The 13,422-nt window shown below is 61.7% G+C and carries 12 protein-coding genes; 6 read left to right on the forward strand and 6 right to left on the reverse strand.

Annotated elements, in window-relative coordinates:
* Positions 1-55 precede the first annotated feature (55 nt).
* Together AC1DSF_RS01760 and AC1DSF_RS01765 are read left to right on the forward strand one after the other, a co-directional pair.
* Positions 56-1,267 (forward strand): M20 aminoacylase family protein, encoded by a 1,212-nt coding sequence (locus AC1DSF_RS01760; RefSeq protein WP_478124993.1) that lies wholly within the window; start codon positions 56-58, stop codon positions 1,265-1,267.
* Entirely contained in the window at positions 1,264-2,358 is a 1,095-nt protein-coding gene (locus AC1DSF_RS01765) for a M14 family metallopeptidase (RefSeq protein ID WP_478124994.1), read from the forward strand. The genes AC1DSF_RS01760 and AC1DSF_RS01765 overlap by 4 nt, the downstream gene beginning before the upstream one ends.
* Positions 2,359-2,390: 32 nt before the next feature.
* Here the strand turns inward: AC1DSF_RS01765 and AC1DSF_RS01770 are convergent, their stop codons facing one another.
* A complete protein-coding gene (locus AC1DSF_RS01770) occupies positions 2,391-3,164 on the reverse strand; it encodes a type III pantothenate kinase (RefSeq protein ID WP_478124995.1) in 774 nt (257 codons plus the stop codon).
* A gap of 121 nt (positions 3,165-3,285) precedes the next feature.
* Between AC1DSF_RS01770 and lysM the strand changes: the two genes are divergently transcribed.
* Complete coding sequence (gene lysM, locus AC1DSF_RS01775) at positions 3,286-3,774, forward strand: peptidoglycan-binding protein LysM (RefSeq protein WP_478124996.1); 489 nt, start codon at positions 3,286-3,288, stop codon at positions 3,772-3,774.
* A gap of 363 nt (positions 3,775-4,137) precedes the next feature.
* On the opposite strand, the gene AC1DSF_RS01780 is transcribed toward lysM, so the two are convergent.
* The 4 genes from AC1DSF_RS01780 to AC1DSF_RS01795 all read right to left on the reverse strand — a co-directional run bounded on the left by AC1DSF_RS01780 (position 4,138) and on the right by AC1DSF_RS01795 (position 9,244).
* Positions 4,138-5,208 (reverse strand): alpha/beta hydrolase family protein, encoded by a 1,071-nt coding sequence (locus AC1DSF_RS01780; RefSeq protein ID WP_478124997.1) that lies wholly within the window; start codon positions 5,206-5,208, stop codon positions 4,138-4,140.
* 88 nt (positions 5,209-5,296) lie between these two features.
* On the reverse strand, positions 5,297-6,937 hold the full coding sequence (locus AC1DSF_RS01785; RefSeq protein WP_478124998.1) for a Mur ligase: 1,641 nt from the start codon (positions 6,935-6,937) through the stop codon (positions 5,297-5,299).
* Positions 6,938-7,100: 163 nt separating this feature from the next.
* Entirely contained in the window at positions 7,101-8,555 is a 1,455-nt protein-coding gene (locus tag AC1DSF_RS01790; RefSeq protein WP_478124999.1) for a UDP-N-acetylmuramoyl-tripeptide--D-alanyl-D-alanine ligase, read from the reverse strand.
* Between the two features lie 2 nt (positions 8,556-8,557).
* The gene (locus AC1DSF_RS01795) at positions 8,558-9,244 is read right to left on the reverse strand and encodes an aspartyl/asparaginyl beta-hydroxylase domain-containing protein (protein WP_478125000.1); all 687 of its coding nucleotides are present in this window, start codon (positions 9,242-9,244) and stop codon (positions 8,558-8,560) included.
* 393 nt (positions 9,245-9,637) lie between these two features.
* Here AC1DSF_RS01795 and AC1DSF_RS01800 point away from each other — a divergent pair, with 393 nt between their 5' ends.
* On the forward strand, positions 9,638-10,663 hold the full coding sequence (locus AC1DSF_RS01800) for a hypothetical protein (protein WP_478182231.1): 1,026 nt from the start codon (positions 9,638-9,640) through the stop codon (positions 10,661-10,663).
* Positions 10,664-11,045: 382 nt separating this feature from the next.
* On the opposite strand, the gene AC1DSF_RS01805 is transcribed toward AC1DSF_RS01800, so the two are convergent.
* A complete protein-coding gene (locus AC1DSF_RS01805; RefSeq protein WP_478125002.1) occupies positions 11,046-11,507 on the reverse strand; it encodes a rhodanese-like domain-containing protein in 462 nt (153 codons plus the stop codon).
* Between the two features lie 288 nt (positions 11,508-11,795).
* On the opposite strand from AC1DSF_RS01805, the gene AC1DSF_RS01810 reads away from it, so the two are divergent.
* Together AC1DSF_RS01810 and AC1DSF_RS01815 are read left to right on the forward strand one after the other, a co-directional pair.
* Complete coding sequence (locus AC1DSF_RS01810) at positions 11,796-12,221, forward strand: CopG family transcriptional regulator (RefSeq protein WP_478125003.1); 426 nt, start codon at positions 11,796-11,798, stop codon at positions 12,219-12,221.
* Between the two features lie 8 nt (positions 12,222-12,229).
* Positions 12,230-13,360, forward strand: a complete 1,131-nt coding sequence (locus AC1DSF_RS01815; RefSeq protein WP_478125004.1) for an extracellular catalytic domain type 1 short-chain-length polyhydroxyalkanoate depolymerase — start codon at positions 12,230-12,232, stop codon at positions 13,358-13,360.
* Positions 13,361-13,422: the final 62 nt, after the last annotated feature.

The following is a 13,422-nucleotide window of genomic DNA, read 5'->3' on the forward strand; positions in this document are numbered from 1 at the left end:
ATCAGGGCAGGCACGGGCTTTGCGGGCATTCCCGCAAAGCCTAGACTGTTGCCCTATGAAACTCATCGATTCCCTCGTCACCCAGGCGGCCGGTATCGCCGCGGTCCGACGTGACCTGCACGCCCACCCAGAACTCTGCTACCAGGAAGTCCGCACCGCCGACGTGGTAGCGGCCAAGCTCACCGAATGGGGCATTCCCATCCACCGCGGCCTCGGCACCACGGGGGTCGTGGGCATCGTGAAGAACGGCACCAGCACCCGGGCCGTCGGCTTGCGCGCGGACATGGACGCCCTCCCCGTGACCGAACTCAACACCTTCGAACACGCCAGCAAATACCACGGCAAGATGCATGCTTGCGGCCACGACGGCCACACGGCGATGCTGCTGGCGGCCGCCCAGCATCTGGCCAGGAACCGGAACTTCGACGGCACCGTCTACCTCATCTTCCAGCCCGCCGAAGAAGGCGGCGGCGGCGCGCGAGAGATGATCAAGGACGGCCTCTTCGAGCAATTCCCCATGGATGCCGTTTTTGGCATGCACAACTGGCCGGGCATGAAGGCGGGGCAATTCGCCGTGAGCCCCGGGCCGGTGATGGCTTCGAGCAACCAGTTTCACATCGTCGTGCGCGGCAAGGGCGGCCATGCGGCGCTGCCGCACACGAGCATCGATCCAGTGCCGATCGCCTGCGAAATGGTTCAGGCTTTCCAGACGATCCTCACGCGCAACATGAAGCCGATCGATGCCGGCGTCATCTCGGTGACGATGTTCCATGCCGGCGAAGCGCCCACCGTGACGCCCAACGACGCAGAACTCCGCGGCACCGTTCGCACCTTCACGCACGAAGTGCTCGACCTGATCGAGTCGCGCATGAAGCAGATTGCCGAGCACATCTGCGCGGCGCATGGCGCAAGCTGCGACTTCGAATTCATCCGCACCTATCCGCCGACCATCAACACGCCGGCCGAAGCCGACTTCGCGCGCCGCGTGATGGGCGGCATCGTCGGCGCCGACAACGTGCTCCTGCAGGAGCCCGCCATGACGGCCGAGGATTTCTCCTTCATGCTGCAGGCCAAGCCGGGCGCCTATGCCTTCATCGGCAACGGCGACGGCACGCATCGCGACATGCACCACGGCGCCGGCCCCTGCACGCTGCACAACGCAAGCTACGACTTCAATGACAGCCTGATCCCCCTGGGCGCAACCTGCTGGGTGCAATTGGCGGAACAGTTTCTGAATGCGCCAACCACGCCGGGGGCCGCAGCATGATCGCTGTCGGCGAAGCCTTCGCGTCCCGCTACTTCATCGCGCGACAGAAATTCCTCCAGGCCTGTGCGAACGCAGGGCTTGCCGTGCGTTCGCATGTGCATCCGCTCAAGGGGCGCGACGGCGAAGAACTCGCGATGGACGTCGCGCTCGACGGCGATCCCGATGCCGAGCGCATGCTGCTCGTGACCAGCGCCTGCCATGGCGTCGAAGGCCATAGCGGCAGCGGCGTGCAGGTCTTTGCGCTGCACGACGACGAGTGGCGCGAAAAGGCTCGCGCGCAAGGCGTGGCGGTGCTTTATGTGCATGCGCTCAATCCGCATGGCTTTTCGTATGGCCGGCGCGTGACGCAGGAAAACGTCGACCTGAACCGCAACTTCTTCGATTTCGAGCAGCCGCTGCCGGTGAACGAGCCGTATGCGAGCCTGCATCCGCTGCTTCTGCCGGAGACATGGCCGCCGACCGAGGAAAACGTGGCCGCGATCGCTGCCTGGGTTTCGAAGAACGGCGCCAGTGCATTTCAGGCCGCGGTCACACGCGGGCAATATCAGTTCGAGGACGGCCTCTTCTTCGGCGGCCACGCGCCGACGTGGAGCAACAAGACCTTTCGGGATGTGCTGCGCACGCACGGCCAGCGCGCACGCCGGCTGGCGTGGGTCGATCTGCACACGGGCCTGGGGCCCAACGGCATTGGCGAGCGCATCTTTGCCTGCAGGGACGACCAGCAGGCCTACGACCGAGCGAATGCCTGGTGGGGCTCGCCGGCAACGCCGGTCACATCGATCTACGACGGCTCATCCGCTTCCGCGTTCTTGACCGGGCTCAACTGGAGTGCGATCTACGAAGAATGCCCAAAAGCCGAGTACACCGGCATGGCGCTCGAATACGGCACGCTGCCGCTGATCGAAGTGATGGCGGCGCTGCGCGCGGATCATTGGCTGCACAAGCATCCGGAGGCGCCGGCCGAGCTGGCCGATTCCATCCATGCGGGCATGCTCGAAGCCTTCTACACGGACTCCGATGCGTGGCGGGGGCAGGTCATCAGCCAGGCCCGGCAGGTCATGTTCCAGGCGGTGGATGGGTTGACTGCCTGACTGCTTGAGGGCTTGACCGTTTGACGGCTGGGTCAGTTCGGTAGCAGTCGCTCTTCGGCGATCACCAGCAGCCCGTCCATGATGAGGCTGTCGACCAGTTCGAACTCGCCGTTCATGCTTGGCGCCATCTTCCACCCTGCGCCGCCCGTCATGTAGCAGACGGGTTCCGCGCCGCAGTGCGCCCGCACGTGCTGGACCATGCGTTCGACCGCGCCTGCGATGGCGTAGGTGCCGCCGCTGGTCAGCGCGTCGCTGGTGTTGGTTGGAAACTCTCGCACTTCGCCGGTGGGCACGTGCAGGCCGGCGGTGCCGGATTCGAGCGCGCGCAGCATGATGCCGTGCCCTGGAAGAATCAGGCCGCCGAGAAAGCGGCCGTTGGCATCGACCGCCTCGACCGTCACTGCGGTGCCGATCATCACGACCACCATCGGGCGTGCCGGGCCTTGCGACAGCATGCGGTGGCGCGCGCCGATCATCGCAACCCAGCGATCGGCACCCAGGCGTGTCGGGTGGTCGTAGCCGTTCACGATACCCGCCTCGGCGACGCTGGAGACCACCCACCGCGGCGAGCAATCGAAGCGCTCGACGAGTTGCTCCTCCGCGCGGCGCCGGACCGCATCGCCGGCCACGACGCATCCCAGCATCGACGCTGGCGCCTGAAGCTCGGCCCAGGCCCCCTCTGCGAGGCGCTCGATGTGATCGAGAAACTCGGCGCCGTGCGCGAGCAGCGCTGCTCCGGGTCGCGCGGCATCGTAGAGGGACCACTTGAGGCGGGTGTTGCCGATGTCGATCGCGAGGAAGGCCATGCGCGGGATTATTTACGACTTTGCAACCGGCAAGGCTGCAGATGGGGTGGCGGACTACGCTTGCGGGCCATCTTCCGCACTTAAATCATTCCTTCGATCAACCAGCCGCAAGGAGAAGACGATGGGTTTGCTCAGTTTCATCAAGGAAGCGGGAGAAAAGCTGTTCGGTGGGTCCACCGCACATGCCGCGCCAGCCGGACAGCCCGCGCAGGCGCCGGAACCGGATGCCGAGAAGAAGGCCGCCGACGCGATCAAGACGTACATCGAGACGCAAAACCTCGGCCTGACCGGCCTTCAGGTGACTTACGCGGCGGCGAGCGGCACCGTGACGCTCTCGGGCAACGCGCCGTCGCAGGAAGCGAGTGAAAAAGCATCGCTGGCTGCCGGCAACGTGGCCAATGTGACGCAGGTCGACAACAAGCTCTCCGCGCCTGCAGCGGACCCGGCCCAGTACCACGACGTGGTTCGAGGCGACACGCTGTCTGCGATTTCGAAGAAGTACTACGGCGATCCCAACAAGTACAACGCCATCTTCGAGGCGAACAAGCCGATGCTGAGCAGTCCGGACAAGATTTATCCGGGGCAGAAGCTCAGGATCCCGAAACTTTAGCTCGCAAGCTTTAGCTCGCCCCCGGGCTTGCTCACTTCGCGTAGCCGCCTGCCCCCTGCCCGGGGCTGAGAACGGCCTAAGTTGCGTTTCGCTGAGAACGGATTTTCAGATTTCCCCAATGCAAAGAAAACCCAAACTTTCGTTCTCAACGAGGCGCAGCCGATTCCACATTTTTATTCTGCTTTACGGATACTGTTACGGATACCGGTCATTGAATTGATAGTTCACTGATTCACAAACGTCTAGGCTGGCGCGTTCCGACGGTGATCGTTCGAGAGCTTCGTGACGGTGGCGTGGTGCGGGACCGACAGCCTCAACGATTAGCCATGGTTTCGCCGTGTCCCTGGTCTGCCTGGCCGTGGCCTACGGCTTGACCTGCAGCAAGTCAAGTTCCTGAAGCGCTCGGCGCACCTCCTTCTCCGACTGCCCCCGGGCGAGCAGTGCGGCCGCGCGCTTGGCGTGATCGCCCAGCACATGTCGCTGAGGCGGCGCAGCATAGGCATAGACGTGGTGCGGATTGAACCCAATGGAGCGCAAGCGACGCACGTAGTACAGCTGACTGTAAAAAGGAACACTGCGATCCTCCGGATCGGAAATCACGTAGATGACCGGCATGGGGTCGCGGCGGATATGGTCGATTTCGTCGACCGGGTCATAAAAGGTCGTAGCATCGTCCAGAAGCTTGCCGGGAATCTCGCGCCGGTACTCCCAAAAAGCGGTGACCTGTTTCACCGAAAGGAGACCGGAAGAGAATACGGCCGCCTCGATGTCCGATCGCTGGTTGAGCAAGGCGGCCGCGATCTGTCCGCCTCCGGACTGGCCAGCCAAGATGAGCGAGGAGATCTTGAAGCGCGCCTTGAGGATGTCCAGCGCACGGCTCATGAGCTCGATCTCGCGCGGCCTGCGCCTGAGATTGTGATCGCCCGAAGAGCCGTAGATGCCCGGACGGGCCAGGAAGATTGTGGGACGCTGCGCCTCGGCTGACCACTCAGCCATGTCTTTTTCTATCTTCATCGGCGAGGCCTTCGCGTAGCTCTTGCTGATGTGCCTGGCACCGCGCGCGGTCCTGAGGATCACGTCACCACTGAAATAGACCAGCGCGACGGGATTTTCGCCGTCGCCGAATCCGTGAGCGTAGTACCTGATGCACTCGCCGCCGTCCTTCACGTCGATCCATATCCCATTGGGCACGTGGGCACATTGTTCCGGGGAGCTTAAGGCACCGTTGAGGGCTTGCGCGACATCAAAGAGATCGCTGCCACGGGAGATGAGCAATTCCTTGGGACGAGGCTTCTCGAAGGGGCCGAGCAGCTTGTCATCGCCGTGACTGCCTGCAGAAAGTGACCCGATGCCAAAGGCAACGAAGACGAACTTCGAAAATTTCCAGCGCGCGACGCGCCACGAGCGTTGCATGTGGATTTTGATTGAATGCATGTTGTTGATTCTGGCCCGACGCGCTTGCCTGCTCGCCCTCACTTGGCGCGCCGTTTCTTCTTGGCTACCCCCTGGGGGGCTCGCATCTTCAAGCTTCGACAGGCACCACTGGGGTCTCGCGAGTGCCTTGCCTCGCCTTCAGAACTTCACCCGTGTGCTGCTCGTTGAGATACTTCAGGTAGGCGACGAATCCCGACAGGTAGTGCTCGACATCGTCGATTCGCACCCTGAAGGCGTGGTGGCGGATGAAGAAGCTGCCCACAATGCGGGCGGGGTTCTTGAAGAACATGGCCAGCTCGGGGAAGAAATGACCGGTCATCAGGTACCTGGCGCGTTGCTCCAGTGCCCGGTAGAACTTGTCAAGGTCAAACCCCTCCAGGAGCTGCGAGAGCTCCGGTATGGAGTGCGAGGACGTGTCCTGCAAGCGCCCAATCATCCTCTCGGCCGCCATCATTAACTCCAGCAAGGTCGGAAACGTGGTGATGCGATCGAGCACGAAGTCAAGGTGGTCTCGCACGTTGTCCAGCCCGAAGCGGAAGTAGCGGGCCTCAGGCTTGTAGCGGGTGAGCTCATTCACGCAATAGCTCAGCCAATGGTCATGCGCCTGCCAGTGCTTGGCTTCAATGAAATAGTCAAAGGCCCGCTCCACCGCTTCGAGCCACCTAGCATCCTTGGTCAGACCGTACAGCCGCATTAGACCGAAGGCGGCCTCGCCGTCATAGTAGATTATCCGGTTCTCTTGCTTGACGCTCAGATCGGGAAAGCGAAGCACATGCACGAATCGGCCTGTGGTCGAATCTTGCATGTGAAGGATGCCGAGCGCGAGTTGCTCGAGCAATGGCAGGTACTGAGTGTCGCCGGTGAGCTCGGTGTACTTCGAGAATGCGAGCAGGCACACCGCGTTGCCGCCGAGCTTGATTTCGTCGCCAGTATCCACAAGGAACGCGGCCGGCGCACCCGAAGCGAGCGTCACATGGTGGATCAGGTGCTCGGAGAGGCGAGCCAGCGCCTTGTCGATTGCCACCTTGTGTTGCGGCTCGCGCGTTACCTCCCATCCTTCGAGCAGGGCATAGGTGGAGCTGGCATGCCGCAGGGTGTTATACGAGGGAACGGGGCGATCGAAACAAGGAAACCACCCGTAGTGGTATTTGCCCGATGCGGTGACCTGTCGTGCAAGGTAGGCCGTGCTGGCGGTGATCGCCTCTTGCACGCACGTGGCATCCAACGCGGGCAACAGGCGGTGACCGCGGTTGCGCCCCTGGTGCTCCACGCGATGCAGCGCCTTGCCATCGGTAAAGACGGCGCGGGTTTCAAACAGCCAAACGCGATCACATGGCTGGCTGGGCCACTTCAGTTCCTGTCCGAATCGACGCTGACCGTAGAGCTTGAGGAGGGCCTCATTGGGCGTTGCTTCCTTCTTGGACTTGTCGTAGAGCACCGCATTTGCACCGATCTCCGGCTCAAGCATGGCCACCCGGAATTCCTCGTCGAAGGCGATCCCGAAGCGAAAATAGTTGCGCTTAGTGCTGGCAAGGCCTTTGGTCAAGGTCTCCCAGTCCATCGGGTACACCGTGTGCACCACATCGATGCGCAGCCAGAGAATTGGCATCGTTGCGGTGTGACGTTGCCATTTGCTCAACAGTTGCGCGCCGCGCTGCCAGGCATAGTCGAACTGCTTGCTGCGCGCGACAACGACATGGGCGCGCTCATGGGCAGTGCAGGCGGACATGAAGAGCACGCCGGAGTCGCTTTCGCCATTCGAAGACGCGGGGCGACATTCTTCCCAGATCCTGGCGGTCGTCGGACGCGCCGTGATCAACAATTCACTCAGGTTCATGAGCCTTGCCTCCCTGCTACCCTGCCGCCCGCGCGGCGGACGTTCGAGAGCGCGCTCATGCCTTTTCCTCGACTATTGGCTCTGCGGCTGCGATCGGGGACGGTCGTAGCAGGCGAGTGACGACGCGCGTGAGACCCACGCCGTTGGAACTCTTCACCAGCACCACGTCTGCGTCCTTGATCCATGCGTCCAATGCCGCAAGTAGGGCGTCCACATTCTCGAACCACTGCCCCTTGATGTCCCCATGCAGCCGCTTGGACAGAGCATGCATCAGCTCTCCGCACAGCAAGACTCGGTCAGGGCGCGCCGCGCGCACGTCAGCCTCCAGCGCCAGATGATGCGCCCGCGCATCGTCGCCCAGTTCCAGCATGTCGCCCAGCACCAGAACGCGCGAACCGAAAGGCACGGTCTTGGGATCGGTGTCAACGACCACTTGCAGCGCTGCGCGCATCGACGCAGGATTGGCGTTGTAAGCCTCGTCCCAAACCTCTATTTTTCGATTCGCGTAGACCGCCTGGCTGCGTCGTCCGCGTCCACGCAGCGGCTCGAAACTCGCGAGCTCTTGCGCTGCCGACGACATTGGTCGGCCCAAGGCGGCGACGGCAGCCAGCACGGCGGTTGCATTCATCGCCATGTGGCGGCCTGCTGCGCCGAGCTCGAATACTTGCGTTACGCCGAAGACTTCCACATGAACGGTTGCTCCCACCATTTTGATCAGCCGCGCATGGCAGTCCGTTGCACTGCCGAAACGCACTACCTGCAACTGCGCTTCCAAGGCGGCCGACTCAAAAATCGGAAATTCCGGCATGTCAGCGTTGATGATGGCAATGCCTCCGGGCGCCATGCCCTTATAGATCAAGGCCTTCTGTCGTGCGATCTGTTCGTTGCTGCCAAAGCGGGCGGCATGGGCGGGCGCTATGGCCGTGACGATCGCGGCATGGGGCTTGGTCAATCTGCTGCAGGTATCCATGCGCGTTGCTGCCACCTCCTGTACCCAGAACTTCGCGTGCTGGTCCATTGAGGCGAGGTTCCACCCGATCCCATAGGGAGAGTTCGCACTGGTGCGGCTGCGATCGCTGGCTCCCGCGCTGGACAGCGCGTGGGCTGCCATCGCGACAGTGGAGGTCTTTCCCACGCTGCCTGTCACCGCAAGGACCGTTCCTTCGAAACGATTCCGGGCGTCGGTGCCGAGCGCCGCTACAGCATCTTGCAAGTCTGCCACCTCGAGCAGAGGCTGATCCCCATGCGCGTTCGCTTCGCCGACTTGGGCAATGATGCCGGCCGCTCTGGGCGCGAGGCGCTTTATCGCCGGGAGCCGCAAGCCCGCAGCGCCGGCTGGTGCGAGGAGCATCTGCTCTTCGCGGAACTGGCTCGGTTCCGCGCATATGCCCTCGCATCGCCAGTCGTTCTTACGCGGAGGATTTAACCAGCTTCCGCCCGTCACTTGTGCGAGTTCGGCCGCCGACCAACCGGTCATGGTCCCCCGGGCAGAATTGTCATGCAGCCCCATGGTTAGCCCTCCATCGAATGGGTGAAAAGACTCATGTCTACTGCACGCGCCTCTTCGGCGCTCGAAGGAGATTGGTGCACAGGCAGCCAAGGCTTGGTGAGCATTTCGAATTCTGGATTGACGCCCAAGCCCGTCAGAAGATGCACTCGGTGCGAAGGCTCATTGCTGCGATTGACCGCACGGTGGTTCACGTCGACGCGCACCAGCCAAGCCGAGCCATCGGCTGGCAGATGCACGCTCTCGATGCTGCCGTCGGCGCGCTGCCATTCGAAGAAACAGTTGACGTTGGTGATGATGGGAATGTGCAGGCGCCATGTCTCCTTGTTGGCATCGGTATGCAAGGGCATCTCAGCGCCTTCACTTTCCAGTTGCATGATCCGGGCTCGATAGGGCTTGAGACCACTTCGGCTTAACGCATCCATGGTCCGCTCCAAGTAGCCGCTGCAGGCCCGAGTGGACTTGACGCCGCGCGCGCCGGAGCCGCCTGCCGACGGCGCGAGACGTCGAACGCCGTCGTCCAGGGTCCCGTCGCGGCTGGTCACCGCCCAACCGACGTAGTCGACTCGATTGTCGCGATACGGCGTCGAAGGCATGTTCTGGATGTGCTCCAGAAAGTGTGAGCGCAGCGCTTCGGCATCGACATCAAAGTTCTTGAGTCGTGCGAACAGTACATCTTGTGATTGCTTCACCAAGGGAATTCCTTTGAGCAGCAGGCGTACGGCCTCGATACGAGATCAGCCTGCAGTTGGTTTCTAAAAAACTTGGGTGGATTTTTATGAGAGACGCATTATCACCATTTTGGTTTTGGTTGAAACGCATACCCGCATCACCCAAAAATCAAATGAAAACCCTCATTTTTTCGGAATATCAATGAGACTAGTCTGATAATACAAACGCCAATGTTTTTACAACAAAGCGCTATCCAACGGACGATGAGCCTGAAGCGGCGTCTCAGAAACCAGCTTCAATTGCCTATCGCTTGTTACACTTTGCGCGCCAAGCGGAAGTCACGCATCGGCTGGCTGGCTACTTGGCCACATCACAAACCGCGCCAATACTCAAGAAAAAGAGAGAATCGTTTAATGATATTTAGAAGAATATCCAAGGTCGTTTTTTCGTTACTTGTTGGAAGCTTGGCTTGCGTTCAAGGCGCGAATGCACAACCTGTCATCACATGCCCAGTCAATCAAAATACTGTTGGCCTCATTCCATCCCTCACAGAAAAATACGAGGTGCCGGGAAGCAATATCAGAGTGTTTTATGCGCTCCACGGCGAGCACGCGGTGCCCGATAAAACCGACGTAAATTCCAACGGGGTCCCGGACTACGTCGAAAACGTGGCAAGACAGGCGGACGCGGCGCGAAGAGCGTATAACCTTCTTGGGTTTCGCGATCCGCTTCAGAGCGCACGCTATAGGGGCGCCACGTACATCGATCTGAACGTCGGGGCGCTTGCCACCTACGGGCGAGCATATAGTGAACCATCAAGCTATTCAGCCCTACCGCAAAGGGACGGGGCGTGTTCGCTCAGAATCGACGTAGCCAACAATCTCGATAAGTTCCCCGGAACATGGAGCACTCTTGGTCACGAACTATTCCACCTCTACCAGTACGGAACCATGATGTTCAGGCGACCATGGCTTATCGAGCCGACCGCCAATTGGGCAGAGCGGGTCATTCGAACGGGCTCTTTAAACCCGGCCATACCAACAACGCCGCTTCCCAGTTCCATGGCAGAGATGCAGTCGATAGTGTTTTCGCAGAGCTTTCCCTACGGTTTTTGGGGTCGACTCGCAAGCCTCATGGATCCAGGCGACGAGGTCATGCGGCTACCAAACGAGCTCCAATACGCGGTCTACACCGATGGCAGCCCAATTTTCAAAGATGACCGAATTCGGGGATTTGCTTTTTTAAGCACACTTCTCCAGTACCTTGACGCAGAAAGCCAAGTCGTTGCATACGAAAATGGCTGGCCCGCGTACACTTGGAGTGGCACCGATCAGAATAGCGCATCGCACGACACTCGGATACTCAAATCGATCCAAAAGGCAGTGAGGCGAACCGGCGTGAGGAACTATGAAATCGATGCGTTTCTAGCCATTGAGTAAGCAATAAAAGACGAAGCCCCGAATTGCTCTACGCATCGGGCCCTTCGTCCTTCGTGACCTACAACCCTGACCTCAGTCGACGCACGATAGGTTCGGGCACTCGATACCATTCGCAGCTTCCGTAAATAGCGCATTGGCATCGATATAGCGCTTGGCATTCGAGATGCGCCTATTTCGACATAGTAGTAACGGTTGCCGTTTGGGGCTTCTACCTCGCAAAGTAAGCTGCATCCCGAAGCGAGAGTGGTGCCGGTTTTCCGCCACACTGCAGTGCAATTTCCAGTTCTTATAAGAATTGCGGAATGCGTGATAGCAGTCCTTCTTGGCGACACCGGCAGCCTCAGCGGTGTCCAGCGACCGGGTTGCGCAACGCTGGGGAGGGCTAGTTTTGCTTCCAGGGGAGGCCGCGGAGGCGCCAGCCGCCTTTTTGGCCGCGGTGGCCCTCTGGGTCGGGGTCGCCTTCGAAGCCTTCGAGGATGTTGTATGCCTCGATGCCGAGTTCGGTGGCACGCTTGGCGGCGGCGATGGAGCGGACGCCGCTTCGGCATAGCAGGACCGCTTTTTTGCCGGGGGGGACGGCGGCGCGCACAGCTTCGTCGTAGGCGCCGTTCAGGGCCATGCCGGGCCACTGCTTCCAGGCGATGCCGACTGCGCCAGGGACGTAACCGACCCACTCGCGTTCGGCGTCGGTGCGCACGTCGACAAGCACCGCGGTGCCGTCGGCCATCCATTGCGCAGCCTGTTCGGGGGTGACGTCGCCGGCATAGCCTGTGGCCGGCGAGACGCCAGTTCGCCCGGGGGGAATGGCGGCTGATGTTGGCGGGGTCGCATCCGGCTTGGTCATTGCTTGCTGTCCTTCGTGATCCAACTTGGGGAAACACACATTCTTCACCAGTTCGAGAAGCGGTGCCCCCGGGGCCTGTTCAACATACTGCCGACGAGATTTCTATTCAAGAACGATCCAAGACCCATCTGCGGGACCATCCGGGGGCCATCCGGGGGCCATCCGGGGGCCATCCGGGGGCCATCCGGGGGCCATCCGGGGGCCATCCGGGGGCCATCCGGGGGCCATCCGGGGGCCATCCGGGGGCCATCCTAACACCATCCGGCTGGATGGTGTTAGGATGGCGCCATGCAAAATCAACTCGTTCCCTTGGCACCGCGCACCAAGCTGCCCGACGCCGAGAAGATCACGATCAACCTGGGCTATGTGGACCTCGGGCACATCGACCTGATGGTGGCCGAAGGCTTCTATTCCAACCGGACGGACTTCATACGAACGGCGATCCGCAACCAGCTTTCCGCCCATGGCGACGCGCTCAAGCAGGTGGTTGCGCGAAAGATGCTGGTGCTGGGGCTGCAACAGTTCGGCGCGGCCGATCTGCAAGCCGTCCGCGACGCCGGCGAAAAGCTCGAAATCCGGGTGCTCGGCCTCGCGAGCATTTCGGCCGATGTGACGCCCGAACTCGCGCGGGACGCCATCGGCTCCATCACCGTTCTTGGCGCACTGCATGCGCCGCCCGCCGTCAAGGCTGCATTGGCCGATCGCATTCGCTGAGGTATTCGATGAATCAACTTTTTGAACGCCTGATGCATCAGGCCGCGCGTCTGACACAGGGCGGCAATCTTCAGGAGGCGACCCGCGCCATCCAGCGCGCATTGAAGGGCGACTCTCCGCCGGAAGCGCCAGGCGCACGCCCTGCCGAGGCCGAGCACACCCCTGCTCACCCTACCCATGCTGCGAACGATGACAGGCTGGTGGTCGACGTCGAGGCGCGATTTGTCGAAGCGCCTCCCGTGGCACGCGATGCACCGAGCGAGCCTGAGGTCGTACCGGAGCTCGGCGAAGACCAGTGGACGGACGGCCTCTTTGCCCATCGCAACCGCAGCATCGCCTACAAGCTCTTCGTTCCCGCGAAAGGCACCGGAACGGCCCGCCCGTTGGTGCTGATGCTGCATGGCTGCACGCAGCATCCGGACGACTTCGCCGCCGGCACGCAGATGAATCGACTGGCGCAGGAGCACGGCTTTCTGGTGCTCTATCCGGCGCAGACGCAGCACGCCAATTCATCGAAATGCTGGAACTGGTTCAAGCCGCAGCACCAGCAGCGCGATCGCGGCGAACCGGCGCTGCTCGCAGCGCTCACGCGGTCGGTGATGTCGGAGCAAGCGGTCGACCCGGGGCGCGTGTATGTGGCCGGCCTGTCGGCGGGCGGCGCAATGGCGGACATCCTCGGCCGGACGCATCCCGATCTGTTCGCCGCCGTCGGGGTGCATTCGGGGATCCCTGCTGGCGCCGCGCATGACCTGATGTCGGCGCTTTCGGTGATGAAGAATGGACAGGCGGCCGCACCGACCCTTCGGCCATCGATACCGATCATCGTCTTCCACGGCGACGCCGATGGCACGGTGCACGCACGAAACGGCGAGCAATTGGTGGCCGCAGCGCTCGCGAGCCAGAACGCCGCAGCGCCCACGGACGAGTCCAGAGGCCAGGCCAGCAAGGGCCGCAGGTACACCCGCCGCGTCTATGAGCAAGGCGGCGAGACCATCGAACACTGGCTGCTGCATGGCGCCGGGCACGCCTGGGCGGGCGGCAGCCCGAGGGGCTCTTTCACCGATCCGACCGGGCCTGACGCCAGCGCTGAAATGCTGCGTTTCTTCCTGGCCCATCCGAGGCCAAGGCCGGCGGGCTAGCTAGTAACAGACAGAAGGCGAACCGCTCATTCAGCGGGGGAGCCCGCGTGCCTGTCCAGTCC

Source organism: Variovorax sp. 01N429 (genome assembly GCF_056399425.1).

What these genes read in the sequence shown, in the direction of transcription:
- AC1DSF_RS01760 (WP_478124993.1), top strand. Translation starts at nt 56, where the DNA reads ATGAAACTCATCGATTCCCTCGTCACCCAGGCGGCCGGTATCGCCGCG.
- AC1DSF_RS01765 (WP_478124994.1), top strand. Translation starts at nt 1,264, where the DNA reads ATGATCGCTGTCGGCGAAGCCTTCGCGTCCCGCTACTTCATCGCGCGA.
- AC1DSF_RS01770 (WP_478124995.1), bottom strand. Translation starts at nt 3,164, where the DNA reads ATGGCCTTCCTCGCGATCGACATCGGCAACACCCGCCTCAAGTGGTCC.
- lysM (WP_478124996.1), top strand. Translation starts at nt 3,286, where the DNA reads ATGGGTTTGCTCAGTTTCATCAAGGAAGCGGGAGAAAAGCTGTTCGGT.
- AC1DSF_RS01780 (WP_478124997.1), bottom strand. Translation starts at nt 5,208, where the DNA reads ATGCATTCAATCAAAATCCACATGCAACGCTCGTGGCGCGTCGCGCGC.
- AC1DSF_RS01785 (WP_478124998.1), bottom strand. Translation starts at nt 6,937, where the DNA reads ATGTCCGCCTGCACTGCCCATGAGCGCGCCCATGTCGTTGTCGCGCGC.
- AC1DSF_RS01790 (WP_478124999.1), bottom strand. Translation starts at nt 8,555, where the DNA reads ATGGGGCTGCATGACAATTCTGCCCGGGGGACCATGACCGGTTGGTCG.
- AC1DSF_RS01800 (WP_478182231.1), top strand. Translation starts at nt 9,638, where the DNA reads ATGATATTTAGAAGAATATCCAAGGTCGTTTTTTCGTTACTTGTTGGA.
- AC1DSF_RS01805 (WP_478125002.1), bottom strand. Translation starts at nt 11,507, where the DNA reads ATGACCAAGCCGGATGCGACCCCGCCAACATCAGCCGCCATTCCCCCC.
- AC1DSF_RS01810 (WP_478125003.1), top strand. Translation starts at nt 11,796, where the DNA reads ATGCAAAATCAACTCGTTCCCTTGGCACCGCGCACCAAGCTGCCCGAC.
- AC1DSF_RS01815 (WP_478125004.1), top strand. Translation starts at nt 12,230, where the DNA reads ATGAATCAACTTTTTGAACGCCTGATGCATCAGGCCGCGCGTCTGACA.